This window comes from Microbacterium sp. MMO-35, from assembly GCF_037147555.1.
Taxonomy (GTDB): Bacteria; Actinomycetota; Actinomycetes; order Actinomycetales; family Microbacteriaceae; genus Microbacterium.
Genome location: NZ_JBBCVH010000005.1, coordinates 309353 through 333700, shown reverse-complemented (window position 1 = coordinate 333700; position 24348 = coordinate 309353). Strand labels below are relative to the sequence as shown.

The 24348-nt window shown below is 71.2% G+C and carries 24 protein-coding genes; 12 read left to right on the top strand and 12 right to left on the bottom strand.

What is annotated here, in order from left to right:
* Positions 1–17: 17 nt before the first annotated feature.
* The 3 genes from WFJ01_RS13100 (at position 18) to WFJ01_RS13085 (ending at position 4241) form a co-directional block, all read left to right on the top strand.
* Complete coding sequence (locus WFJ01_RS13100; RefSeq protein ID WP_251447385.1) at positions 18–563, top strand: ECF transporter S component; 546 nt, start codon at positions 18–20, stop codon at positions 561–563.
* A gap of 74 nt (positions 564–637) precedes the next feature.
* Positions 638–3343, top strand: coding sequence for an ATP-binding cassette domain-containing protein (locus WFJ01_RS19085; protein ID WP_442928048.1), 2706 nt, complete (start codon positions 638–640; stop codon positions 3341–3343).
* Positions 3344–3365: 22 nt separating this feature from the next.
* Positions 3366–4241: a siderophore-interacting protein gene (locus WFJ01_RS13085; protein WP_336629268.1), complete on the top strand. Its 876-nt coding sequence runs from the start codon at positions 3366–3368 to the stop codon at positions 4239–4241.
* A 91-nt stretch (positions 4242–4332) separates the two neighbouring features.
* Here WFJ01_RS13085 and WFJ01_RS13080 read toward each other — a convergent pair whose 3' ends face one another.
* The 9 genes from WFJ01_RS13080 to WFJ01_RS13040 form a co-directional block, all read right to left on the bottom strand.
* On the bottom strand, positions 4333–5097 hold the full coding sequence (locus WFJ01_RS13080; protein WP_251447391.1) for an ABC transporter permease: 765 nt from the start codon (positions 5095–5097) through the stop codon (positions 4333–4335).
* Positions 5094–5891 carry an ABC transporter ATP-binding protein gene (locus tag WFJ01_RS13075; protein WP_251447394.1) on the bottom strand — a complete coding sequence of 266 codons (798 nt, stop codon included), beginning with the start codon at positions 5889–5891 and terminating at the stop codon, positions 5094–5096. Before WFJ01_RS13075 ends, WFJ01_RS13080 begins: the two co-directional genes overlap by 4 nt.
* Entirely contained in the window at positions 5888–6259 is a 372-nt protein-coding gene (locus WFJ01_RS13070) for a DUF1048 domain-containing protein (protein WP_251447398.1), read from the bottom strand. The genes WFJ01_RS13075 and WFJ01_RS13070 overlap by 4 nt, the downstream gene beginning before the upstream one ends.
* Before the next feature lies 1 nt (position 6260).
* Entirely contained in the window at positions 6261–6620 is a 360-nt protein-coding gene (locus tag WFJ01_RS13065) for a PadR family transcriptional regulator (protein WP_336629289.1), read from the bottom strand.
* Between the two features lie 222 nt (positions 6621–6842).
* Positions 6843–7208, bottom strand: a complete 366-nt coding sequence (locus WFJ01_RS13060; protein WP_292887733.1) for a type II toxin-antitoxin system PemK/MazF family toxin — start codon at positions 7206–7208, stop codon at positions 6843–6845.
* Positions 7205–7432, bottom strand: a complete 228-nt coding sequence (locus WFJ01_RS13055; RefSeq protein ID WP_251447406.1) for a ribbon-helix-helix domain-containing protein — start codon at positions 7430–7432, stop codon at positions 7205–7207. The genes WFJ01_RS13060 and WFJ01_RS13055 overlap by 4 nt, the downstream gene beginning before the upstream one ends.
* Positions 7433–7491: 59 nt before the next feature.
* Positions 7492–7941 carry a hypothetical protein gene (locus WFJ01_RS13050; protein ID WP_292887737.1) on the bottom strand — a complete coding sequence of 150 codons (450 nt, stop codon included), beginning with the start codon at positions 7939–7941 and terminating at the stop codon, positions 7492–7494.
* Positions 7942–8099: 158 nt separating this feature from the next.
* On the bottom strand, positions 8100–9263 hold the full coding sequence (locus tag WFJ01_RS13045) for an acyl-CoA dehydrogenase family protein (protein ID WP_336629267.1): 1164 nt from the start codon (positions 9261–9263) through the stop codon (positions 8100–8102).
* Positions 9264–9426: 163 nt separating this feature from the next.
* Complete coding sequence (locus tag WFJ01_RS13040; protein ID WP_336629266.1) at positions 9427–10359, bottom strand: M15 family metallopeptidase; 933 nt, start codon at positions 10357–10359, stop codon at positions 9427–9429.
* Between the two features lie 133 nt (positions 10360–10492).
* Between WFJ01_RS13040 and WFJ01_RS13035 the strand changes: the two genes are divergently transcribed.
* On the top strand, positions 10493–11533 hold the full coding sequence (locus WFJ01_RS13035; protein WP_251447417.1) for an Rv2578c family radical SAM protein: 1041 nt from the start codon (positions 10493–10495) through the stop codon (positions 11531–11533).
* Between the two features lie 35 nt (positions 11534–11568).
* Here the strand turns inward: WFJ01_RS13035 and WFJ01_RS13030 are convergent, their stop codons facing one another.
* Entirely contained in the window at positions 11569–12402 is an 834-nt protein-coding gene (locus WFJ01_RS13030; RefSeq protein WP_292887745.1) for a phospholipase, read from the bottom strand.
* A gap of 231 nt (positions 12403–12633) precedes the next feature.
* Here WFJ01_RS13030 and WFJ01_RS13025 point away from each other — a divergent pair, with 231 nt between their 5' ends.
* Positions 12634–13110 carry a GNAT family N-acetyltransferase gene (locus tag WFJ01_RS13025; protein ID WP_336629265.1) on the top strand — a complete coding sequence of 159 codons (477 nt, stop codon included), beginning with the start codon at positions 12634–12636 and terminating at the stop codon, positions 13108–13110.
* A gap of 83 nt (positions 13111–13193) precedes the next feature.
* On the opposite strand, the gene WFJ01_RS13020 is transcribed toward WFJ01_RS13025, so the two are convergent.
* Positions 13194–15323, bottom strand: coding sequence for a DEAD/DEAH box helicase (locus WFJ01_RS13020; protein WP_336629264.1), 2130 nt, complete (start codon positions 15321–15323; stop codon positions 13194–13196).
* A gap of 313 nt (positions 15324–15636) precedes the next feature.
* On the opposite strand from WFJ01_RS13020, the gene WFJ01_RS13015 reads away from it, so the two are divergent.
* The 7 genes from WFJ01_RS13015 (at position 15637) to WFJ01_RS12985 (ending at position 23770) form a co-directional block, all read left to right on the top strand.
* Positions 15637–16539, top strand: coding sequence for an aldose 1-epimerase family protein (locus WFJ01_RS13015; RefSeq protein ID WP_336629263.1), 903 nt, complete (start codon positions 15637–15639; stop codon positions 16537–16539).
* 131 nt (positions 16540–16670) lie between these two features.
* Positions 16671–16919, top strand: coding sequence for a hypothetical protein (locus WFJ01_RS13010; RefSeq protein WP_251447428.1), 249 nt, complete (start codon positions 16671–16673; stop codon positions 16917–16919).
* A gap of 202 nt (positions 16920–17121) precedes the next feature.
* Positions 17122–17877 (top strand): IclR family transcriptional regulator, encoded by a 756-nt coding sequence (locus tag WFJ01_RS13005; protein WP_251447430.1) that lies wholly within the window; start codon positions 17122–17124, stop codon positions 17875–17877.
* Positions 17878–18143: 266 nt separating this feature from the next.
* Complete coding sequence (locus WFJ01_RS13000) at positions 18144–19628, top strand: xanthine dehydrogenase small subunit (protein ID WP_336629262.1); 1485 nt, start codon at positions 18144–18146, stop codon at positions 19626–19628.
* The gene (gene xdhB / locus WFJ01_RS12995; RefSeq protein ID WP_336629261.1) at positions 19625–22012 is read left to right on the top strand and encodes a xanthine dehydrogenase molybdopterin binding subunit; all 2388 of its coding nucleotides are present in this window, start codon (positions 19625–19627) and stop codon (positions 22010–22012) included. Before WFJ01_RS13000 ends, xdhB begins: the two co-directional genes overlap by 4 nt.
* Positions 22013–22107: 95 nt before the next feature.
* Positions 22108–22935, top strand: coding sequence for a xanthine dehydrogenase accessory protein XdhC (gene xdhC / locus WFJ01_RS12990; RefSeq protein ID WP_292887765.1), 828 nt, complete (start codon positions 22108–22110; stop codon positions 22933–22935).
* A 76-nt stretch (positions 22936–23011) separates the two neighbouring features.
* Positions 23012–23770, top strand: a complete 759-nt coding sequence (locus WFJ01_RS12985; protein ID WP_336629260.1) for a class I SAM-dependent methyltransferase — start codon at positions 23012–23014, stop codon at positions 23768–23770.
* Positions 23771–23831: 61 nt separating this feature from the next.
* On the opposite strand, the gene WFJ01_RS12980 is transcribed toward WFJ01_RS12985, so the two are convergent.
* Positions 23832–24335: a tetratricopeptide repeat protein gene (locus WFJ01_RS12980; RefSeq protein WP_251447440.1), complete on the bottom strand. Its 504-nt coding sequence runs from the start codon at positions 24333–24335 to the stop codon at positions 23832–23834.
* Between the last annotated feature and the right edge of the window lie 13 nt (positions 24336–24348).

Below are 24348 nucleotides of genomic sequence, written 5' to 3'. Positions count from 1 at the left end.
GCCGGTACGCTGGACGGGTGCCCGCCGCCCGCTCCCCGCTGCCCACGCGGATCCTGCTCGTCTGCGCCGCCATCGGGGTCGCCACGGGACTCCTCGGCGCGGCGGCCGGGTGGGTCACGATCCCCGTGATCGCGGGCGCGCCCTTCGCCTACGGGCTGGTGCTGGGCTCGCATGTGCTGCCGGGCATCATCGCGCAGGAGGTGCTGCGCCGACCCTTGGTCGCGCTGCTCACCCACGTGCTCGCCGCGCTGGTGGCGAGCGCCTTCAATCCGATCTGGTTCCCGCGCTTCCTCGGCACCGCCCTGCTGTTCGGCCTCATCCAGGAGGGCGTCGCGGCCCTCACGCGGTACCGCGCCTGGGGTGCGTGGCGGTTCTTCGTCTCTGCCGCGATCATCGGCGTGATCATCGCGGTCGTGGTGTTCTTCGCCGTCGACCTCGACAAACTGCCGCTCTGGGCGCGGATCATCTACCTCCCCCTGGCGGTGCTCGGCCCGATCGCCTGGACCGCGATCGGGCTGCGGATCGGGATCTCGCTGCGCCGCGCCGGCGTCGCCCCGCACTGAGCGCATCCGATCGTCTGCGACGCCTGCGTCGCCTAGGTTAGGCTTGCCTAAGCAAGCTTCCCGATCGGAGCCCCATGCCCCCCGCCCCGCTCCTGCGCGTGCGCGATCTCACGATCACGCATCGCGGTGCGGACGACCCCGCCGTGCGGAACCTGTCCTTCGACGTGCGCGCCGGCGAGGTCGTGCTTCTCCTCGGCCCCTCCGGATCGGGAAAGTCGACTCTCGCGCTCGCGCTCGGCGGGCTGATCCCCCACTCGCTCGAGGCCGGGGTCATCGGATCCGTCGCGATCCGGGGCCACGACACCGCGACGACCCCGGTCGCCGTGCTGAGCCGCGACGTCAGCATCGTCTTCCAGGATCCGGATGCGCAGATCGTCACCGGATCCCTGCTCGACGAGGTCGCGTTCGCTCTGGAGAACCTCTGCCTGCCGGTCGCAGAGGTGCTCGATCGGGCGGAGCGGGCCCTGCGCCGGATGGGTCTGTGGGAGCGCAGGCACGAGAACCCCGACCGGCTGTCCGGCGGCGGGAAGCAGCGCCTCGCGATCGCCGCCGCCCTCGCCACCGCCGCGCCCGTGCTGATCCTCGACGAGCCCACGGCGAACCTCGATCCGGCGGGCGCCGCCGAGGTGCACGCCGCGCTCGCCGACATCGCCGGCCCCGACCGGGCGATCGTCCTCGTCGAGCACGATCTCGACGAGGTGCTGCCCCTGGCGACCCGGGCTCTCGTGCTCGACCACGAAGGCCGGCAGGCCTTCGACGGCCCCGCCGCGGAGGTGCTCCGCGCGCACGCCGACGACCTGATCGGGCTCGGGGTGCGCCTGCCCACCGCCGCCCTCGCCGCACGAAGGCTGAACGCCCGGGTACCGGGGCTGCGGGCGGATCCCCTCGACCCGCTCCCGCTCACCGCCGCGGAACTCGAGGACGCGCTGCGCGACCGGGATGCGGGTGCGCCGCTGTCCGGACCTCCGTCGACCCCGCGGACGATCGGCGCATCGCCCGCGAAAGACCCCGGATCGACGGAGTTCGACGCCACCACCACCGCCTCCACCACGACCACCACCGAGCCGATCATCACAGCGCGCGGCCTCGAGGTGGTGCGCGGCGGCGTCCCGGTCCTGCACGGCGTCGACCTCGACATCGCCCGCGCCTCGATCACGGCCGTCATCGGACCGAACGGCGCGGGCAAGACCACGCTCGTGCAGGCGCTGGCCGGCGTCGTGTCCCCGCCGCGCGGTCGCGTCCTCCTCGACGGGATCGATCCGGCGACGGCGTCGCCGCGCGCCCTCGCCGCCCACCGCGGCTTCGTGTTCCAGAACCCGGAGCACCAGTTCATCGCGCACACCGTGTTCGACGAGCTCGCGCACGGGCTTCGACTGCAGCACACGCCGCCGGCCGAGATCGCCGAACGCGTGCAGGCGATGCTCGACCGATTCGGCCTCGCCGACAAGGCCGGGACGCACTCCTACCTGCTCTCCGGCGGTGAGAAGCGCCGTCTCTCCGTCGGCACCGCGCTCATCGCCCGCCCGAGGATCCTGGTGCTCGACGAGCCGACCTTCGGCCAGGACCTCCGTCGCACCGACGAGCTGCTCGCCCTGTTCCGCGAGCTGCGCGCCGAGGGCACGACGATCCTCTTCGTCACGCATGACCTCGATCTCGTCGTGCGGCACACGACGCACACCGTGCTCGTCGAGGGCGGATCCGTCGTCGCCGCGGGCGCGACGCCGGCGCTGGTGCGCGATGGCGGCATCCCCCTCCCCGCGGCCTATGCGGCGATCCCGCCCGCACTGCGGACCCTGCTTTCCGACGACGCGGCGCCGCCGCGCACCCCGTCCGGCGACGACGGCCTGAGCACGGCAGCCGGCGGCGACGCCGGCGCGAACCCGGCGGACGACGACGCCCCGAGCACGGCAGCCGGCACCGTCTCGCGCCCTCCCGGCACCCCGGCGGAGAACCCGGCCGCCGCGCGCACCGACGACGATCCTCACCTCGATCCCTACGCCGCGCCGCATCCTCCGCACGCCTGGCTGCACCGCCTGAACCCGCTCGCCAAGCTCGGCGCCGTGGTGCCCGCGATGGTGGTGCTGCTGTTCGTGCGCGACCTGGCGACGCCGACGGCGTTCCTCGCGCTCTCCTACGCCGTCGTCCTCACCGGCGCCCGCCTCACCGGACGCGTCTGGGCGCTGCTGCTGGCGGCGGTCCCCGCGGGCGTCCTCGTGCTCGCAGCCGCCATGGCGCTGTGGACGGATCCGGCGCGGGTCGCCGCGACCCCGGAGGTGCTGCGTATCGGCGGCTGGGCGCTGCATGCCGGCGCCCTGGAATCGGGGCTCGCGACGGGCCTGCGGCTCGCGGCGATCCTCGGACTGGCGCTCATCCCGGGTCTCACGACCACCGGCCCCGACCTCGCGCGCGCGGGGGTGCAGCAGCTGCGGGTGCCCTACCGGATCGGCTACACGGTGCTCGCGGCGTACCGGTTCGTGCCGCGGTTCGGCTACGAGCTCGGCGTCATCCGCGCGGCGCATCGGGTGCGCGGAACCCACGGCGGACGGGGCCCGTTCGCTCGGATCGCACGCGGCTGGGGGTACATCGTGCCTCTGCTGGCGAGCGCGATCCGGCATGCCGAGCGCGTGGCGCTCGCCATGGACGCGCGGGCCTTCGGCGCCTATCCGACCCGCACCGAACGGCACGAGGTGCCGTTCGGCGGGCGCGACATCGTCTTCCTCGTCCTGATGCTCGCCACATCCGCGACGATCTTCGTCCTGTTCTTCCCCTGGCGGCTCTGACCCGACCCCGAAAGGTTTCCCGATGGCGTACAGCAAGATGGTCAAGCCGGCCTCGGCCGGGCTCGTGCCCCTCACCGTGCTGCGGACGGAGCGGCTCGCTCCGCACTGGATCCGCGTCACCTTCGGCGGCGGCGAGATCGAGCGGTTCACGCCGATGGGCTACGACCAGTGGTTCCGGCTTTTCCTGCCCGTCGGCGGCGATGCGGGGCTCGGCCGCGTGCCGGCGAAGGCGAACAGCACGCTCGGCTACCTGAAGTTCCTGCGCATCCCCGACGGCGAGCGCCCGGTCATGCGCAACTACAGCGTGCGCGCGTTCCGGCCCGCGACGGCCGCCGCCGGCGCCGAGCTCGACGTCGACTTCGTGCTGCACGGCTCCGCCGCCGAGGGGACCGCGGGCCCGGCGTCCCGCTGGGCGGAGACCTGCAGCCCCGGCGAGCCCGTGCTCGTCATCGACGAGGGACTCACCTTCAACCCCGCGCGGGGGACCGACCGGGTCGTGCTCGTCGGCGACGAGACGGCCCTCCCCGCGATCGCATCGATCTGCGCCTCCCTTCCCGCGCACGCGACGGGATCCGTGCTGCTCGAGGCGCCGACCGCCGAGGACGCGCTCGACTTTCCGCATCCCGCCGGCATCGCGGTGCACCGGATCGTGCGCACCGCGGCGCACCGGCCGGGATCGCGCGTCCTCGCCGCCCTGCGCGACCTGTCGCTGCCGGACGCACCGTTCCACGCCTATGCCGCCGGCGAGCAGGCGCTGGCCTCCGGTGCGCGCAAGCTGCTCGTCGGCGAGCGCGGCGTCGACAAGGAGCAGGTGAGCTTCTGCGGGTACTGGCGGATCGGATCCGCCTCGCCCGCCTCTCGCGCCGCACGCGAGGCCGCCGCGGTACCGCTGAGCTGAGACGCCGCCCGAACCGCCTCGAACCGCCTCCGGGCGCACGGGGCGCCGAAGGCGGTTCGATCCGGTTCGGATCAGCCGGCCGCAGCACGGCTCAGCTGATCTTCTTCCGGTAGATGACGATCGCGGCGGCATAGGCGACGACGAGGATCCCGACCATCCAGGCGAGTGCGATCCCGATGCTGGATCCCACCGGCCGGCCGTCGAACAGCGCGCGGATGGTGTTCACGATCGAGGTCACGGGCTGGTATTCCGCGAACCAGGCCACGGGCCCGGGCATCGACGAGGTCGGCACGAACGCCGAGCTGATGAACGGCAGGAAGATCAGCGGGTAGCTGAACGCGCTCGCGCCGTCCACGGTCTTGGCGCTCAGGCCCGCGATCACGGCGAGCCAGGTCAGCGACAGGGTGAACAGGATGAGGATCCCAGCCACGGCGAGCCACGCCCCGACCGAGGCCCCGGTGCGGAAGCCCATCGCGAACGCGACGCCGACCACGATCGCCACTGAGACGATGTTCGCGACGAGCGAGGTGAGCACGTGCGCCCAGAGCACGCTCGATCGCGCGATCGGCATGGACTGGAACCGCTCGAAGATCCCGCCCTGCAGGTCCAGGAACAGCCGGTACGAGGTGTACGCGATGCCCGAGGCGATCGTGATGAGCAGGATGCCGGGCAGCATGTAGTCGATGTACGACTGGTCGGATCCGGTGTGGATCGCCCCGCCGAGCACGTAGACGAACAGCAGCATGAGCGCGATCGGGGTCACCGCCGTGGTGATGATCGTGTCCGGACTGCGCAGGATGTGCTTGAGCGAACGGCCGGTGAGCGTGCCGGTGTCGCTGAGGACGTGACTGGTCATTTCGATGCCTCCTTCTCGGTCTGGCTGCCGGCCGCCGACGGGCCGACGAGGGCGAGGAAGACCTCCTCGAGGGTGGGCTGCTTCTCGACGTACTCGACGGTCGTCTGCGGCAGCAGCTTCTTCAGCTCGGCGAGGGTGCCGTTCTGGATGATGGTGCCCTCGTGCAGGATCGCGATCCGGTCGGCCAGCTGCTCCGCCTCGTCGAGGTACTGGGTGGTGAGCAGCACCGTGGTGCCGCCGTGCGCGAGCTCCTTCACGGTGTCCCACACCTCGATCCGCGCCTGCGGGTCGAGGCCGGTGGTCGGCTCGTCGAGGAAGATGATCGGCGGATCGCCGATCAGGCTCATCGCGATGTCGAGCCGGCGACGCATGCCGCCGGAGTAGGTGCCGGCGCGCCGCCCTCCGGCGTCGGTGAGCGAGAACCGGGCGAGCAGGGCGTCGGCGACGGATCCGGGATCCTTCAGGTGACGCAGCTTCGCGACGAGCACGAGGTTCTCCCGGCCGGTGAGGATCTCGTCGACGGCGGCGAATTGCCCGGTGAGGCTGATCGCCTCGCGCACTGCGTTCGGCGCCGCGGCGACGTCGTTGCCGTGCACGGTCGCGGATCCCCCGTCGGCCTTGAGCAGCGTCGACAGGATCCGCACCAGCGTGGTCTTGCCGGCGCCGTTCGAGCCGAGCAGGGCGAAGATGCTGCCCCGCTCGACCTCGAAGTCGACGCCGCGGAGGACCTGCAGGTCCTTGAACGCCTTGGTGACGCCCCGCACGCGGATCGCGGGGGCGGTGAGGGTGGTCATGATCGGTTCCCCTTTCCTTCGGCGTCGTCGATCGCCTTCGCGAACCGGGCGCGCTCCTTGTCGATCCACTCGCGGCCGGCGTACGCCTTGGCGAACGTCTCGGCGAAGTCGACCGGGTCGTCGCCGACGATGTCGCGCACCGGGGTGCGGTCGACGGCGGCGCGCTCCCAGAGATCGGCCATGTCGGTGTACATCTGCACCATGGTGTCGCCGTCGGTGATCCCGCCGGCGTACATGAGATAGCGGTGCATCGCGGTGGCGGCCTCCGCATAGGGGGACGGAAGGGCCTCGATGCGGGCCTTGTCCTGCTTGTACTGCTTCTTCTGCTCGAGGGACCCCGTGAGGGCTTCGATCCACTTGGCGGCCATGTCAGGCTCCTTCATTCATGTCGGTCGTGCGGGTGCTGTCGGTGCGGCGGAGCTGTTCGATGTGCTCTGCGAGGAAGCTCCAGGTCCTCCAGAACTCGGCGAGCTGATCCCGCCCCTGCGTGTTGAGCGAGTACACCTTGCGCGGCGGCCCCTTCTCGGAAGGGACCTTCTCGACGTCCACGAGGCCCCTCTGCTCGATGCGCACCAGCAGCGCGTAGACGGTGCCCTCCGCGATGTCGGAGAAGCCTCCGTCCCGCAGCCGCGTGGTGATCTCGTATCCATAGGCCGATCGCTCGGCCAGGATCGCCAGGACGACCCCCTCGAGGGTGCCCTTGAGCATCTCGGTCATCTGACTCGCCATCGCGATCGCCTCCTTCATCTACTCAGTGTTGTTGACTACTGGTAGACAGTAACACTGAGTACCGGTACATAGCAACACTGAATACCGAAGTTCTTCCCGCCGGGTTTCCCGCAGGCGGCCGTGCACGGAGAACGCCCTCGGATCCGTGGATCCGAGGGCGTCGGACGACACCGCAGGACGCCGCCGGGCGTCACGTCGCCCGGAGCTCCGCGCTTGCAGGACCTAGAGCGCCAAGTGAACGCGGAGCGCCTCGTCGAGTGCACCCATGAGCTCCGCGGGGACTCCGCCGACCGGCCGCACGACGCGCTCCACGGCGATCGTGCGGACCTGCTCGGCCTGGGCCTTGGCATCGCGATCGAGCCCGGTCGCCTCCGCCGAGAGCAGCACCTGGAAAGGCAGGATCCGGTCCGTGTTCGACGTCAGCGGCACGACCGTGATGGTCGCTCGGATGCTGCGTCCGGCGACCGCGTTGGCCGTGTTGTTGGTCACGATCACGGCCGGACGAGTCTTCCTCGCCTCCGAACCCACCGCCGGATCGAGAGAGACCAGCACGATCTGTCCGCGCCGAAGCGCCCAGCCCTCGTTCACGCGGACGCGGGCGCGAGCCCGTCCCCGACGGCTCCGTCCCACTCCCGGTCGTAGCCCTCGGCATAGGCGGCGGCATAGGCATCGGCGAGACGGCTCTCCCGCAGCAGGCGTACCGCCTCCTGGGTGGCGGCCGAGCGGGAGGCGTAACGCCCGTCGCGCGTCTCCGCGTCGAGGAAGGCGAGGTCCTCCTCGCTCAGGCTGAGACTGACCTTCACGTGCGCCACACCCGGGATACTACCAAAGTAGGAGTTCTCTTCCTACCCCTGCGACGACACCCGCATGCTCAGGCCCAGTCGTCGGCGTGGAGCTGGCGCACACCCTGCGCGTGCAGCAGGAACTGCGCCCGCAGCGGAACGCCGAGCGATGACGCCTGCCGCCGCATCGCCCGGGCCCAGAGACGCACATCGTCCTCCTCTCCGCCCACCCGCGCATCGCCGACCCGCTCCCACACGAGCACCACGGCGGCATTGCCGGTGATCTCACGGAGCATTCCGATCCGGTGCGCGAGGGCCTGCGCCTGTGCCACGTCGCCGAGATCGTCGATCGGCACCACCTCGAGCGGGTCGGAGGGATAGTCGGCCATCGGCATGAGCGGCTCACCGAGCCGCCCCCGGCCGTCGATGAAGAGCAGCCACAGCTGCCGCTGGTTCGCGCGGTGGAGCAGCAGCTCCACCGCGTCGCGGAGGTCGTCATCGTCATCGAGCGCGAGATCGCGCAGAGCGTCGGGATTCATGCGCTCAGCCTGGCCGCCCGGCGGAGCGTCCGGCCGGCCGCCCACGGGATCGGTGGAGAACTGCTCCGGATCCGCGATTGTGGAGGACGATCCGGCACGGCGACGAGAAGGGCCCCCGGATCCGTGGATCCGAGGGCCCTTCTGCGCTCAGGAGGCGTTCAGCGCTTGCCCGCGATCTGGCGTCCGACGAGGTCGCGCATGATCTCGTTGGTGCCGCCGTAGATGCGGTGCACCCGGGCATCGGTGAAGGCCTTCGCGATCGGGTACTCCATGATGTAGCCGTAGCCGCCGTGGAGCTGCACGCCGGTGTCGAGCACCTCCCACTCGCGCTCCGTCGTCCAGAACTTGACCTTCGCGGCGTCCTCGGCCGACAGCTTGCTGTCCTTGTAGGCGAGCAGCGCGCGGTCGACGTACGCCCACATCACCTCGGTGGTGGTGACCATGTCGGCGAGGCGGAAGCGGGTGTTCTGGAAGTCGGCGATGCGCTCTCCGAACGCCTCGCGGTCCTTCGTGTAGGCGATGGTCCAGTTCGTCGCCGCCTCGGCCGCGGCCGCCGCGGCGACGCCGATCGACAGGCGCTCGAGCGGCAGGTTCATCATGAGCTGGATGAACCCCTGACCCTCCTTGCCGCTGATGAGGTTCTCGTCGGGGATGAAGACGTCGGTGAAGCTGAGCTCGGCGGTGTCCCACCCGTGGAAGCCCATCTTGCTGAGCTTCTTGCCCTGGTCGAAGCCCTCCATGCCCTTCTCGACGATCAGCAGGCTGAACGCGTCGGGCCGGTTGCCCTCCCCCGTCTTGACGAAGGTCACCACGATGTCCGCCGTGGTGCCCGAGGAGATGAACGTCTTCGCGCCGTTGAGGATGTAGCCGCCGTCGACCTTCTTCGCGTTGGTCTTGATGCCGCGCAGGTCGGAGCCGGCGCCAGGGTCCGTCATCGCGAGGGCGCCGAGCACCTCGCCGGTCGCCATGCGGGGCAGCCACTTCGCCTTCTGCTCGGGGGTGCCCATATGCACGAGGTAGGGGACGGCCAGGTCGTCCTGGATCCCGAAGGCCCCGGCCAGCGACCCCGCACCTGCGGCGATGACCTCCTCCATCACGATGGTGCGGAAGCGGTAGTCCTGCAGCATGCCGGCCCCGCCGAACTCCTCGGGCACGGAGAGCCCGATCAGGCCGGCCTCGCCCGCCGCGAGCATGGTCGCGCGATCGATCTCGCCGGCCGCCTCCCAGCGGTCGATGGTCTCGTTCGTGACGTGGCGGCCGATGAAGTCCTTGACGAGACCCCGGAAAGCCTCGTGATCCTCGTCGTAGATGTCGCGTTCCATCGCGCTCCTCCAGATCGTTGATGCGTCTTCGCACTGGCGATCCTATGCGGGATCCCGCGGATCCCGGCGTCGATTGTGGGAATGCATCCCACCCTGCGTGAGACTCCGTGTCACGTTTGTGCGATGGGTCCATACCCCGGACCGGGCGGCCCCGCGCGGCCGGTCAGCCGGGGTACGCCGGGGCCGCGGGGAGCCCGAAGAACTGCTCGAGGGTGGCGTAGCCGCCGTCGTGATAGGCCGTCGCGAGCGGCACGCCGAGGTAGCGCAGGTGCCAGGGCTCGGGGTCGTAGCCGGTGACCCCCGTCTGTCCGGCCCCGTAGCGGACGATGAAGCCGTACTGCCAGGCGTTCTGCGCGACCCAGGCGCCGGCGTCGGTGCCGCCGAACGAGTCGATGCTGCCGCAGCCGCCCGCGCAGGAGACGACGTCCGCGGCGAGCCCGGTCTGATGCTCGCTGTGTCCGGGACGGGCGGAGAGCGCGTCCCCCTGCGCCTGTCCGTACTGCGCGATCTGCCCGGAGTAGGTCTGCACCTGGGTGTCGTAGGAGCGGTAGCCGCTGGCGAGCGCGATCGTCCCGACGCCCGCGGCATCCGCGGCGGCGGACAGCTGGTCGAGCGCCTGGGCCGTGTCCGCGCGGAGGGAGCCGGCGCCGTCCACCGACAGCGCGACGTCCCCGAACGAGGACGGCGCGAACGTCACCGGGTTCAGGGGGCGCGCCTTGTTCACCACGACCCAGTCGCGGTGCGGATCGGACAGGTCGACGCACGGCGCGTTCCCCGTCGCCACGGCGCCGCGGAACGCGGCACCCCCGCCGAACGCCGACACCACCGCGTCATCCCCGCCCGAGGCCAGCGCCTGCTGCACCGCGGCCTGCCCGCACGGGTCCGCGACGGCGACGGCGCGCAGCCGCACCGCGGGCAGGCTCGTCGCGGCCTCGGGCATCTCGATCCCCGCCGCCGCGGCGACCGGATCCGGATCCTCGGCCGCGCCGGCGGGACCGTTCTGCGCCGAGCCGTCGGCGAGCGACCAGAGCGCGCCGATCAGCGCGACAGCCAATCCGATCGTGACGAACAACAGCAGCACCACGCGCGAATGCATGCCGCGAGAGCGTGTCGGGTGCCTCGGGTATGCCACGGCTCCATTCTCACCGCCCGACCTGAAGATCTCCCATCCTCGAATCTTTCTCCCCATTGACCTTGACCCACTATCGTTCTTATGTTCGAATATCGTCATGAGATGGCAGGGGCAGAGGATCGACGACACCGACGCGCAGGCGCTGCCGGGCATGGAGAACCGCACCGGATTCCTGCGGACGGTGACGACGCCGGAGTTCGCGGGGATGACCTTCCACGAGGTGCTGGCGAAGTCGGCGCTGAACCACGTGCCCGGTCCGTCGAAGATGCCCTTCTCCTGGACGGTCAACCCGTATCGCGGCTGCAGTCATGCCTGCGTCTACTGCTTCGCCCGGGGGACGCACACCTACCTGGATCTGGATGCGGGGCGCGACTTCGACTCGCAGATCGTCGTCAAGGTGAATGTGGTCGAGACGCTCGAGAAGGAGCTGCGCCGGGGATCCTGGAGGCACGAGACGGTGGCCCTCGGGACCAACACGGATCCGTATCAGCGCGCGGAGGGGCGGTACCGGCTCATGCCGGGGATCATCCGCGCGCTCGCGGACTCCGGTACGCCGTTCTCGGTGCTCACCAAGGGCACGCTGATCCGCCGCGACATCCCGGTGCTCGTCGAAGCCGCGACCCGCGTGCCGGTCGACGTGCAGCTGTCGATCGCGATGTTCGACGAGACGCTGCGCGAGGCGATCGAGCACGGGGCGCCGTCGACCCAGGCGCGACTCGACACGGTGCGGGCCCTCAGCGACGCCGGATTCCGGGTGGGGGTGTTCCTGATGCCGATCCTGCCGCATCTCACCGATTCGGTGGCCGCGATCGACGATGCGCTGCGACGGATCAAGGAGGCGGGCGCCGATCACGTGATCTACGGAGCGCTGCACCTGCGGCCCGGCGTGAAGCCGTGGTTCCTCCAGTGGCTCTCCGAGCATCGGCCCGACCTGCTGTCGTCGTATCGGGCACTGTACCCGGGTGCGGCCGCCGAGGCCCCGAAGGACTACCGGCAGTGGCTCGGCCGGCGCGTCAAGCCGCTGATCCGACTGCACGGTCTCGAGGCGCTGCATTCCGAGGACCGTCCCGCCCGCGCACGCGGAACGGCTCCGGTGCGCGCTGTGCGCGCACCGGAGCCGTCGGCGACCCTGTTCTGACGTCCGCGGCCTCCGCCGCGCTGCCGGATCCGGGCTCAGTACCAGTTCGTGGCCTGCGAGTGACCCCAGGCCGAGCACGGAGTGCCGTACACGCTGGAGATGTAGCCGAGGCCCCACTTGATCTGCGTGGTCGCGTTGGTGGCCCAGTCGTCGGCGATGGTCGCCATCTTGTCGCCCGGCAGCGCCTGCGGGATGCCGGTCGCACCGGACGGGTTGTAGGCCTGGTAATCCCAACCCGACTCCTTGTTCCACAGCGAGTTCAGGCACTGGAACTGGTCATCGCCCCAGCCGTACTCGCTGGCCATCAGCTGCTGCGCGGTGGCGCGGGCACCGTCCGGGGTGTTCGCGGCAGCCTGCGCCTCCGCGGCTGCCTGGGCCTCCGCGGCGGCCTGGGCCGCGGCCGCGTCCGCCGCCTGCTTCTGCGCGACGGCGTTGTTCAGGTTGCCGCGCACCTCGGTCACCTGCGCTTCGACCTTCTCCGAGTAGTCGGCGACCGCGACGGCGAGGTCGGTGTGCACGGCGGCCTTGTCGGACGCCGCGTCGGACAGCACCTCGTGCGCCGAGCGGAGACCGGTCACGTCGACGATCTTGCGCCCCTGCCCGAGATCGAGCCCCGACGCCTTCACGTCGGCGTTCACGGCGGCGGCATCGCTCATCGCGGTCTTCGCGGTGTCGAGCGCGGCGCGCACCTGCGAGCGCTGGTTGTAGGCGGTCACGTCGTCGACCTGGGCGATCGCCGGAGCGGCGGCGGCGACGGTCGGCGCGACGAGCACGGCCCCGCCGACGGCGAGGGCTCCGAGCACGGCGGCGGCGCCGACGATGGTGACGGTCTTGCGACGGGCAGAGCGGAAGAACGGGTTTCTCGACATGACGAAGTAACGATCCTTGAAGTCCTCGGGGCCGCTCGGGTAGCGGCGCAACGCCCTCGGGTCGGGCGTACAAGGTAACGATCCTGCATCACTGTTCCTGGGAGCCCACCGAGGATCCCGAGATGTAGCAAGATATTTTGCTCGAATTCCTAGGTTCGGATCCACGCGGTCGTCGGGGCCCTGTTGCGGCCGTCTCGACCCGATGTCAGTGCCGGCCGATACCGTCGCCCCATGGTGAACCTCCGCCCCTGGCAACCCGGAGACCGACCGCTGCTCGATGCCTTCAACACCCCGGAGATGACGGCGCATCTCGTCACGACCGAGAGCGCGGAGGAGCTGGAGCAGCGACATCTCCGCTACCTGAAGGAGGACCTGCCGGGGCGGATGCTCGTGATCGTCGACGGGTCGGAGCCCGTCGGATCGATCGGCTACTGGGAGATCCACGAGGGCGAGAAGGTCGCCTGGGAGACCGGATGGGGAGTTCTTCCGCAACACCAGGGCCACGGCTACGCGGGGCTGGCGCTTCACGAGCTCATCGGCGTGGTCCGTGCCGACGGACGACATGACGAGCTCCATGCCTATCCGTCGGTCGACAACGCGCCGTCCAATGCGCTCTGCCGTCGCGCGGGCTTCGTCCTGCGCGGCACCACGCCGTTCCCGTTCCGCGGCGGCGTGCTCCTCAGCAACGACTGGGTCCTGGACCTCTGAGACGGCGAAGGGCCGAGGGGCGAGGGGCGAGGATCCAGGATCCTCGCCCCTCGGCCCTTCGTGTCGCTCGGGGTGCGTCGCGATCAGGAGGTGAGATCGGCCGCGGTCGGCACGCGACCGGCGATCTCCTCGATGAGGTCGTCGCCGAGGCGGGCCTCTTCGAACGGCGCGTCGATCTCGGCGCGGTCGAGCAGCTCGGTCATGCGGCGGCGGCGCTGACGGGTGATCAGCGTCACGACGCGGCCCGCGTTGCCGGCGCGCCCGGTGCGGCCCGCGCGGTGCAGGTACGTCTTGTACTCGTCGGGGGCGTCGGCCTGCACGACGAGGTCGATGTCGTCGACGTGGATGCCGCGCGCGGCGACATCGGTCGCGACGAGCACGTTCACGCGGCCGGACGTGAGCTTCTGCAGGTTGCGGGTGCGCTTGGCCTGGTTCAGATCGCCGTGCAGCGAGACCGCCGGGATCCCGGCGTCCTCGAACTGCTCCGCGAGCTGCTCGGCGAAGGCGCGGGTGCGCGAGAAGACGAGGGTGCGCCCGTCACGATCGACGAGGGAGGCGAGGATCTCGGGCTTGTCCCGGTGCTCGATGACGAGCACCCGGTGCTCGATCGTGCCGGAGTCCTGGGTCTCGCCGGCGACCTCGAACACGGCCGGATCCACGAGGAACTCGTCGACGAGGGCGGCGACCTCGCGGTCGAGCGTCGCCGAGAAGAGCAGCTTCTGGCTGGAGGCCCCGCCGGGAAGCGCGGTGCCCGTGTGGCGCAGGATCCGCTGCACGGGCTCGACGAACCCGAGCTCGCACATGTGGTCGGCCTCGTCGAGCACGGCGATCCGCACGTCGGAGAGGTCGAGCTTGCCCTGGTTGATGAGGTCCTCGATGCGGCCGGGGGTGCCGATGACGATGTCGACGCCCTTCTTGAGCGCGCCGACCTGGCGGGCCTGCGGCACGCCGCCGTAGACCTGCGTGGTGAACAGCCCCACGCTGCGCGCGATCGGCTGCACCGTGCGATCGATCTGCAGCGCCAGCTCACGCGTGGGGGCGAGGATGATCGCCCGCGGCGCGCGTCCGAACTCGCGCTTCTTGCCCTTCTGCGACTGCAGGATGCTCTCGACGAGGGGGGCGCCGAAGGCGATGGTCTTGCCGGATCCGGTGCGCCCGCGGGCGAGCACGTCGCGGCCCTCGAGCACGGCGGGCACCGACGCGGCCTGGATCGGGAACGGCGTCTCGGCGCCCATGTTCGCGAGGATCTCGACGATGTTGGATCCGAGTCCGAGGTCGGCGAACGTCACGTCCGCGACCTCCGCCGCCTGCACCGTCTGCGCCTCGAGGCGCTCGTGCACGACGTCTTCCAGCTGCTCCTGCTTCGGCGCGCGGTCCGTGCCGCGGTTCCAGTCGTCGCGCGCCGGACGCGCCGTGCGCCGGTCGTCGCGGCGGGGACGGTCGTCCCGGTCGAAACGCGGACGCTCGTTCCGCTCGAAGCGCGGACGCTCGTTCCGGTCGTCGCGGCGGGGACGGTCGTCCCGGTCGTAACGCGGACGGTCGTCGCGCTGCGGACGCTCGCTGCGGTCGTAACGCGGGCGGTCGGTCCGGACGGCACGGTCCTCGTAACGCGGTCGGTCGTCGCGCTGCGGACGCTCGTTCCGGTCATGACGGGGACGGTCGTCCCGCTGCGGCCGGTCATTCCGGTCGTAACGCGGGCGCTCGTTCCGACCGGCACGGTCCTCGTAACGGGGACGGTCGTCGCGCTGCGGACGCTCGTTCCGGTCGAAACGGGGACGTTCGGTCCGGCCGGCGCGGTCGTCGTAGCGCGCACGGTCGTCGCGGCGCGGACGCTCGTCCCGATCGAAACGGGGACGCTCGTCCCGGCGGTGCGGGGCGTCGATGCGGCCGGACTCGGCACGGTTGCGGATCGCGCGCGACTCGTCGCGACCGGCGCGCTCCTGCGCGGACCAGCGCTGCTTCGGGGCGCGCTCGCCGGCGGCGGGCTCGGGCCGGTAGCCGCGGTGGTTCGGGGAGCGGCTGCCGGGACGCGAGTCCACGCGGCGGTCATCGCGGGCCGGACGGGCGTCGCGGTCGTAGCCGCCGCGGCCGGAGTCGCCGTCGCGCGACGGACGCCCCTGGTTGTGGCGATCGTGGAAGGAGGTCTTCTTCGCGTAGCGGGGCTCGAAGTTCGCCGCCGGGCGTCCGCCCTTGGGCTTGTGGTTCTTGGGCACGGGTATGTCCTTGTCTGGTTCTCGCACGAGAACAGCGCCCCGCCGCCCTCGTGGGGCGCGGGGATACCCGGGCAGTCGTCGGCCGGGGGCCATTCATGTGATGGATGAAGCGCTCGGCGACGTCCGCCGAACTCACCATCGGCCCCTGGGCTCACACACAAACGCAGCACCGCGCCCGCCGGGGATCCCGGAGGTCGCGGTCGCCCGAAGCCGACGCCCCCATCCTAGCCGAGCCGCCTGGGAGCCCCCTCCGTCCCGGAAGATCGCCGACACCGACGGGCGCCACGACGCCCGCCGGTCCTACGATGGCGGCATGACCACTCCGACCGGCGTCCAGATCCACCTCGACGCGGAGGGCGTCCACGCGCAGATCTCGCAGGTCGGCGCCTCGCTGCGCCACCTCGTCATCGGCGGCACCACCGTCGTGCCGCCCTACCCCGACGACAGTCCCGCCCCGTCCTGCGCGGGCGTCGTCCTCGTGCCCTGGCCGAACCGGATCCGCGACGGGATCTGGATCGACGGCGACGAGACCAGGGCGCTGGCGATCACCGAACCGAAGCTGAACAACGCGATCCACGGGCTGCTGCGCTACACCGCCTACGAGATCGCGGAGCAGAGCGACGCGAGCGTGCTGCTGCGCGCGGACGTGGTGCCGCAGATCGGCTACCCCTATCTGCTGGAGACGAGCGTGCGCTACACGCTCGGGCCCGACGGCATCACCGCGGAGCACGCGATCGTGAACCGCTCCGCGGATCCGGCCCCCGTCGCGCTCGGCACGCATCCCTTCCTCACCGTCTCGGGCGCGGATCCGAAGCAGCTGCTGCTGCACATCCCCGCCGAGGCCTTCTTCGAGACGGACGACCGCCTGCTGCCGATCGGCGAGTCGCCGGTCTCCGACGGCACCGATCTGCGCACGCCCCGGCGCCTCGCCGACGTGCAGCTCGACACGGGCTTCGCCACGCTCCGCCGCGAGGACGACGGGCGCGTGCACAGCACCCTCACCGCTCCGGACGGTCGCGTCGTGACGCTCTGGCAGGGCACGGGACTGGACTACCTCCAGGCGTACACGAGCACGAGCTACCCCGGTCAGGAGCTCGTGGTCGCCCTCGAGCCCATGTCGGCGCCCGCCGAGGCGTTCAACTCCGGCCGCGGACTCCGCCACCTGGATCCGGGCGAGCCCTGGACCGTGCAGTGGGGCGTGACGCTCGCCGTCTGAGCCGACGGCGTCTACGGCAGAGCCCTCCCCCGGCTGAGCGCGACATGGACATTCGCCCGCGACCCTGACGTCCCGGCGATCGCGGACGTACGCTTCTCCCAGGGCGACGAGCCGTCCTCCGAGGAGGAACCATGAACGAGGAAGTCGCAACGGGCCGCACGGGCGAACCCGCTGACGAAGACGAGGGACAGTACACCGACATCGACGGCAAGCCGACGTCGCGCAGATCCCTGCGCGGCCGGTACACGCGGACCGAGGATACGGGGCCGGACCTCGAGACCAAGGGCGCATACACCGACGCCGATCACGCGGACCAGGCTCCTCCGCCGGGACACTCCGTCCACGATCGCCCGGGGAAATACACTCGCCACGACCAATAGTCCGTCCCTCATCGCACGGCCGTCCACCGCGCACGGCGATGGGCGCGTGCGGGCGACTCCGTCGATGACTTCGACCGGTGGCCGCACGCCTCGATGAACGAAGGCCGGGCCCGGTCTCTGCCGGCGTGGGATACTCTGCTCGGGAATCATCTTCCGGCATGCGGATATCCTGCGCCGGTGATCGCGAGGCGAGAGGATCCGCATGGCCACCGAGGGTCCGGAGCGCGTCAAGTCGGTCTCCCGTGTGTTCGACCTGCTCGAGCTCATCGCGGATGCGGGCGGTGACGCCACCATCAGCCAGCTGGCCACGGCGGCCGAGCTGCCGCTGCCCACGATCCACCGCCTGCTGCGCACGCTCGTCTCCGAGGGCTATGCGCGCCAGCTCGCCAATCGGCGATACGCGCTCGGTCCGAAGCTCGTGCGGCTGGGAGAGGTCGCGAACCGGCAGTTCGGCCAGCTCGCCATGCCGCAGCTGAAGTCGCTCGTGGCACGGCTCGGCGAGACCGCGAACCTCGCCACGATCGACGGCGACAGCGTCGTGTACGTCTCGCAGGCGCCGTCGCCGCACGCCATGCGCATGTTCACCGAGGTGGGCGGACGCGCCCCGCTGCACTCCACGAGCGTCGGCAAGGCGATCCTCGCCCAGCTCGACGACGACCAGGTGCGCGAGATCATCGGCCGCGCCGGCATGCCGCACTCGACCGAGCGCTCGCTCGACACCATCGACGCCCTGCTCGCGGATCTCGCCCTCAGCCGCGAACGCGGATACGCCGTCGACGACGGCGAGCACGAGATCGGCGTGCGCTGCTTCGCCATGGCCGTGCCGAGCATGCCGGTGCTGACCGCGGTCTCGATCTCCGGCCCCGTGTCGCGCGTCGGCGAGGACTTCGCGGACCAGGCGATCCCGGTGCTGCGCGAGGTCGTGGCGGACATCTCGAGCGCGACGAACGCGCACTGAGCACGACGCGCTCGGCCGTCCACCCTTGACGGACCCGTGTCCGTCGGCCTAGGCTGGCGATGTTTTCGGAACACGGTTTCCGTATACCGGAAACAGCGCGAATCTACTGGCGGTAAGGCCAAGGCGACGACGCCTGACCACACAGCGTTGCGCTCCTCTCAACAGGAGAAAGACCCCCACGCGGAGGCCCCCGGGCCTAGGCTCCGTCTCACAGAGGCACGGCCCGAGCCGCTTCGCACACTGTCGCCGGAATCGAGGAGATTCGCATGACCGACATCGCCGTCACCGTCAACGGACAACTGCGCCCGCTCGCAGGGACCCCGGCGCATGCGACCGCCCTGGACTGGCTGCGCGACACCGGTCTCTCCGGGAGCAAGGAGGGCTGCGCGGAGGGCGAATGCGGCGCCTGCGCGATGCTGCTCGCCACGCCCACCGCCGACGGCGGCACGGCGTGGACCCCGGTCAACGCCTGCCTCGTGCCCGTGTACGCACTCGACGGCCAGGAGGTCGTCACCGCCGAGGGCCTGGGCTCCCCCGACGACCTGCACCCCGTGCAGTCCAAGCTCGCCGAGGCGGGCGGATCGCAGTGCGGCTACTGCACGCCCGGCTTCGCCTGCAGCATGGCGGGCGAGTACTACCGCGCCGACCGGCACGCGGCCGACGCGGCCGACGAGTCGTGCCCCGTCCACGACCCCGAGCACGGGCCGAACGGCTTCGACCTGCACGCGCTGAGCGGCAACCTGTGCCGCTGCACGGGCTACCGCCCCATCCGCGACGCCGCCTACACGCTCGGGTCGCCCGAGGCCGACGACCCGCTGCAGCAGCGACTCGCCGAGCCCGCGCCGCAGCCTGTCGCGACCGATGCCGAGGTCGACGGGGCGCGCTTCGTCCGCCCCGCGACTCTGGCCGAGGCGCTGCGGATCCTGCACGACGAGGAGGATGCGCTGCTGGTGGCCGGATCCACCGACTGGGGCGTCGAGGTCAACATCCGCGGCCGTCGCGCCCCGCTCGTCGTCGCGATCGAGCAGCTGCCGGAGCTGCGCACCCTGACCGTCGGGGACGACGTCGCCTCCGGCGCGGACGGCTACGTCGAGATCGGCGCCGCACTCCCGCTCTCCGACATCGAGAAGCGGCTGGACGGACGCGTCCCGCTGCTCGCGCAGCTGCTCCCGCAGTTCGCCTCGCGCCTCATCCGCAATCGCGGCACGCTGGGCGGCAACCTCGGCACCGGTTCCCCGATCGGCGACACCCCGCCGGCCCTGCTCGCGCTGCGCGCGAGCGTCGTGCTCGCCTCGGTCGCCGGCGAGCGCGAGGTCGACCTGGCCGACTACTTCACCGGCTACCGGCAGACCGTCAAGCAGCCCGACGAGCTCATCAAGGCGATCCGGATCCCGCTGCCGCTGGCGACCACGACCGCCTTCCAGAAGATCGCGAAGCGCCGCTTCGACGACATCTCCAGCGTCGCCGTCGCGTTCGCGCTCGACATCGACGGCGGGGTCGTGACCGGCGCCACGATCGGCCTCGGCGGCGTCGCCGCCACCCCGCTGCGCGCCCGCGCCACCGAGGAGGCCCTGATCGGCAGGCCCTGGGACATCGCCACGGTAAAGGCCGCCTCCGAGGTGCTCCGCGGCGAGGGCACGCCGATGTCCGATCACCGCGCCAGCAGCGCGTACCGCTCGCACATGCTCGGCACCGCGCTGCTCAAGCTCTACAGTCAGACCACTCTCGCATCGAAGGAGGTGTCGGCATGAGCACTCTCGCCGACCGCCCGGAGAACCCCGTCGTCGGCCTGCGCGCCGCCCACGAGAGCGCCGCCCTGCACGTCACGGGCGCGGCGATGTACACCGACGACATCGCGGAGCAGACCGCGGGCGTGCTCACCGCCTGGCCGGTGCAGTCCACGAACGCGCACGCGAAGGTCACCGTCGACGTGTCCGGCGCCTACGAGGTGCCCGGCGTCGTGCGCGTGCTCACGGCGGACGACGTCCCCGGCCTCAACGACGCCGGGATCCGCAACGACGAGCCCCTGTTCCCGAGCGAGGCCATGTTCTACGGCCATGCCCTGGTCTGGGTGCTCGGCGAGACGCAGGAGGCCGCCCGACTCGGCGCCGAGCGCGTGACGGTCGAGTACGAGCCGCTGCCCTCGCTCATCACGGTGCAGGACGCGCTCGCCGCGCAGTCGTTCCAGGGCACCCCGCGCACGGTGCAGCGCGGCGACGCCGCGGCGGGTCTCGCGGCCTCGGCGCACGTCTTCGAGGGCGTGACCGAGTTCGGCGGCCAGGAGCACTTCTACCTCGAGACGCACGCGTCGTTCGCGATCCGCGACTCGGAGGGGCAGTACTTCATCCAGTGCTCCACCCAGCACCCGACCGAGACCCAGGATCTGGTCTCGCACGTGCTCGGGATCCCGGCGAACGAGATCACCGTGCAGTGCCTGCGCATGGGCGGCGGCTTCGGCGGCAAGGAGATGCAGCCGCACGGATTCGCGGCGATCGCGGCCCTCGGCGCCAAGCTCACCGGCCGCCCGGTGCGGCTGCGCCTGAATCGCACGCAGGACATCACGATGACCGGGAAGCGGCACCCCTTCCACATCACATGGAAGGTCGGCTTCGACGAGAACGGGCTGCTGCAGGCGCTCGACACCACCCTCACCTGCGACGGCGGCTGGTCGATCGACCTGTCCGAGCCCGTGCTGGGCCGTGCGCTCTGCCACCTGGACAACTCCTACTGGATCCCCAACGTGCACGCCTACGGGCAGATCGTGAAGACCAACAAGACCTCGAACACCGCCTACCGCGGGTTCGGCGGGCCGCAGGGCGTCTTCCTCATCGAGGACATCCTGGGTCGGGTCGCCCCGACGCTCGGGATCGATCCGCTCGAACTGCGCCGGCGCAACTTCTACCAGCCGGGCCAGACGACCCCGTACGGGCAGCTCGTGAAGGACGCGGGCCGGCTGGAGACGATCTGGGGCCAGCTCTCGGACGAGGCCGAGGTGGCCGCCCGACGCGAGGAGATCGCGCGGTTCAACGAGACCAGTCCGCACGTCAAGCGGGCCCTGTCGATGACGCCGATCAAGTTCGGCATCTCGTTCAACTTCGCCGCGTTCAACCAGGCCGGTGCGCTCGTGCACGTCTACAAGGACGGCTCGATCCTCGTCAACCACGGCGGCACCGAGATGGGCCAGGGCCTGCACACGAAGATGCTGCAGGTCGCGGCGACGGCGCTCGGCGTCGAGCTGCACCGGGTGCGCCTCGCCCCGACCCGCACCGACAAGGTGCCGAACACCTCCGCCACGGCGGCGTCCTCGGGCGCCGACCTCAACGGCGGCGCGGTGAAGAACGCCTGCGAGCAGATCCGCGACCGGCTCGCCAAGGTCGCGGGGCGCATGCTCGGCGTCGACGAGCGCGACGTGCGCTTCGGCGGCGGCTTCGTGACGGCGCTCGGCGCTCCGGTGAACCGCGTCTCCTGGGGCGAGGTCGTCAAGGCCGCGTACTTCCAGCGCGTGCAGCTGTTCGCCGCGGGCTACTACCGCACCGAGGGCCTGCACTGGAACCCGGAGATCATGCAGGGATCCCCGTTCAAGTACTTCGCCTACGGCGCGGCCGCGACGGAGGTCGAGGTGGACGAGTTCACCGGCGCCTACCGGGTGCGCCGGGTCGACATCATCCACGATGTGGGCGACTCGCTCTCCCCGATGCTCGACATCGGTCAGATCGAGGGCGCGTACGTGCAGGGCGTGGGCTGGCTGACGCTCGAGGAGCTGCGCTGGGACGAGAGCGACGGACCGCACCGCGGCCGGCTGCAGACGCAGTCCGCCTCGACGTACAAGCTGCCGAGCTTCTCCGAGATGCCGGAGGAGTTCCACGTGCGGCTGTTCGAGAACGCGCGCGAGGAGGGCGCGGTCTACGGATCCAAGGCCGTGGGCGAGCCGCCGTTCATGCTCGCGTTCAGCGCCCGCGAGGCGCTCCGGGACGCGGTCGCCGCCTTCGGGCCCGAGGGGCACTCGGTCGAGCTCGCGTCCCCGGCGACGCCCGAAGCCGTGTTCTGGGCCGTCCGCGCCGCGCAGGACGCGGGCGTCGAGGCCGCACCGGCGCCCGCCGCGGACCGCCCCCTCGTGACCGCCGCCGGCGACTGACCTCTCTTCCCCCCCTCTCCCACCTCCGAGTCGTCCCCCTCAGCACGGGCGATAGGTCGTGCTGAGGGGGACGACTCGGAAGAACAAGGAACACCATGGACTGGTTGGACGCGCTGCAGGAGCTGCGATCGCGGCGGATCCCCGCCGTGATCGTGACTCTCGCGACGGTGCGCGGCCACGCCCCGCGCAACGGCGGGGCGAAGATGGTCGTCTCCCCCGACTCCGTGCACGGCACGGTCGGGGGCGGCAACCTGGAGCAGACCGCGATCGAGCAGGCGCGCCGGATGCTCGCCGGCGGTTCCGCCGAGCCCGAGCTGCTCGCACTCACGCTCAGCGACAAGGCCGTCACCGAGTACGGCGTGCAGTGCTGCGGAGGAGAGGTCACGATGCTGCTGGAGCCGATCCGGGTCACCCCCTCGGTCGCCGTGTTCGGGCTCGGCCACGTCGGCCTCGAACTGGCCCGCATCCTCGCCCGGCACGAGCTGGAGCTCGTCCTCGTCGACTCGCGCGCGGAGATGCTCGCCGAGGAGCGGATCGGCGCTCCGGGGCGCAGCGGCGTGCTCGGCGACGCGGTCGCCCGCGTGCGGGTCGTGCACGCCCCTGTCCCCGAAGCGGCGCTCGCCGGCCTCACCCCCGGCGCGCACGTGCTGGTCATGACCCACGACCATGTCGAGGACCTGGCGGTCGTCGACCAGGCGCTGCGCTCGGATCAGGTCGGATCCATCGGGCTGATCGGTTCCGCGTCGAAGTGGGCGCGCTTCCAGAAGAAGCTGCGCGAGCTCGGCCAGACCGACGCCGACCTGGCGCGCGTGACGACGCCGATCGGGATCCCCGAGGTGTCCGGCAAGCAGCCGGCCGTGATCGCGGTGAGCGTCGCGGCCCGGATCCTGCAGCTCATCGACGAGGCGGCCGTCGCGGAGTAGCCGCAGGCCCGGCGGGTCGCGTGTGCACGCGCGAAGCTTTATTGAACATGTTCAGTTCACCCGCTAGAGTCGCCCCATGACCGACCTCCTGCGCCGCCCGCCCCTCGCCCTCTGCCGCGCGGCCGACCCGCTCTACGAGCCCGCGGACGTGCGCCGGCTCTTCGACCGCATGGCGTCGTCATACGACCGGATGAACCTCGTCCTGTCGCTCGGGTTCTCGGCGCTGTGGCGGCGCCAGCTGCTCTCCCTGGTGCGGGCCACCGGGTCGCCGCGACGCGTGCTCGACCTCATGAGCGGACGGGGCGAGACCTGGGCCGAGATCGAGCGCCGCCTCCCCCGGGCCGAGATCACCGCCGTCGACTTCTCCGCGCAGATGACGGCACAGGCGCGCATCCGCAACCGGGCACGGTTCGGCGGACGGGTGCGGCTGCGCCAGGAGGATGCGCTCGCGGGGACGTCGCAGGACGCCTCCTTCGACGTCGTGGTCAGCGCGTACGGCCTGAAGACCTTCGACGCCGGGCAGCTGGAGCGCCTCGCCGCCGAGGTCGTCCGGACCCTGCGCCCCGGCGGATCCTTCGCCTTCATCGACATCACCGAACCGGGTTGCGGTCCGCTGCGCACCGCATACCGCACCTACCTGCGCTGGATCGTGCCGCTCGCCGGTCTGCTGCTGCTCACGGATCCGACCGAGTACCGGATGCTGCACCGCTACCTCGCCGGCTTCGGCGACGGATCCCGGGCGGTCGAGGCCTTCCGGGCCGAGCCCGGACTCGAGGTGGAGGTGCGTCGGCATTTCTTCGGCTGCGCCCTCAGCATCAGCGGGCGGCGCATCTGAGGCGAGCCTGGCGGCGGGCGGGGCGGCCGCCGGGCGAAACCGGCGCTCGGCGCGGTGCGGGTCAGTCGTCCAGGGTCGCGAGGTACGCCGCGTTGCCGCGGAGCGCGGCTTCGTAGCGCTGCACCTCCGCGGTCGGGAACCGGTCCGCGATCACGGTGAGCACGGCTCCGAGCGCGGCGCTCGGCCGCCCCATCGCGTGCAGGGTGAGCGCGCGGAAGAGGCCGAGCGACTCCGATTCGGGGAACCGCGCGATGCCCTCGTCGAACGCGGCGAGGCTCTCGTCGAGACGTCCGAGGTTGCGCAGCGTGCTGCCGGACTGCAGGTAGCACTGCCGCAGCCGACGCCCGTCCAGGCCTCCCGCCATCGCACGGCGGTAATAGCCGAGCGCGGTCTCCTCCTGACCGTCGGTGTCATAGGCGCCGCCGACCTCGTAGAGCACCGCCGGATCGTCGGGGTGCTCGGCGAGCACTTCGAGGAACGCCGCGATCGTCGGCGCCATCCGCGCGCGGTCGCGCGCGGCGAAGATCTCGTCCAGCCGGGCGTGGAGCTCGGAATCGGTGTTCATGGGTCCTCCCGGG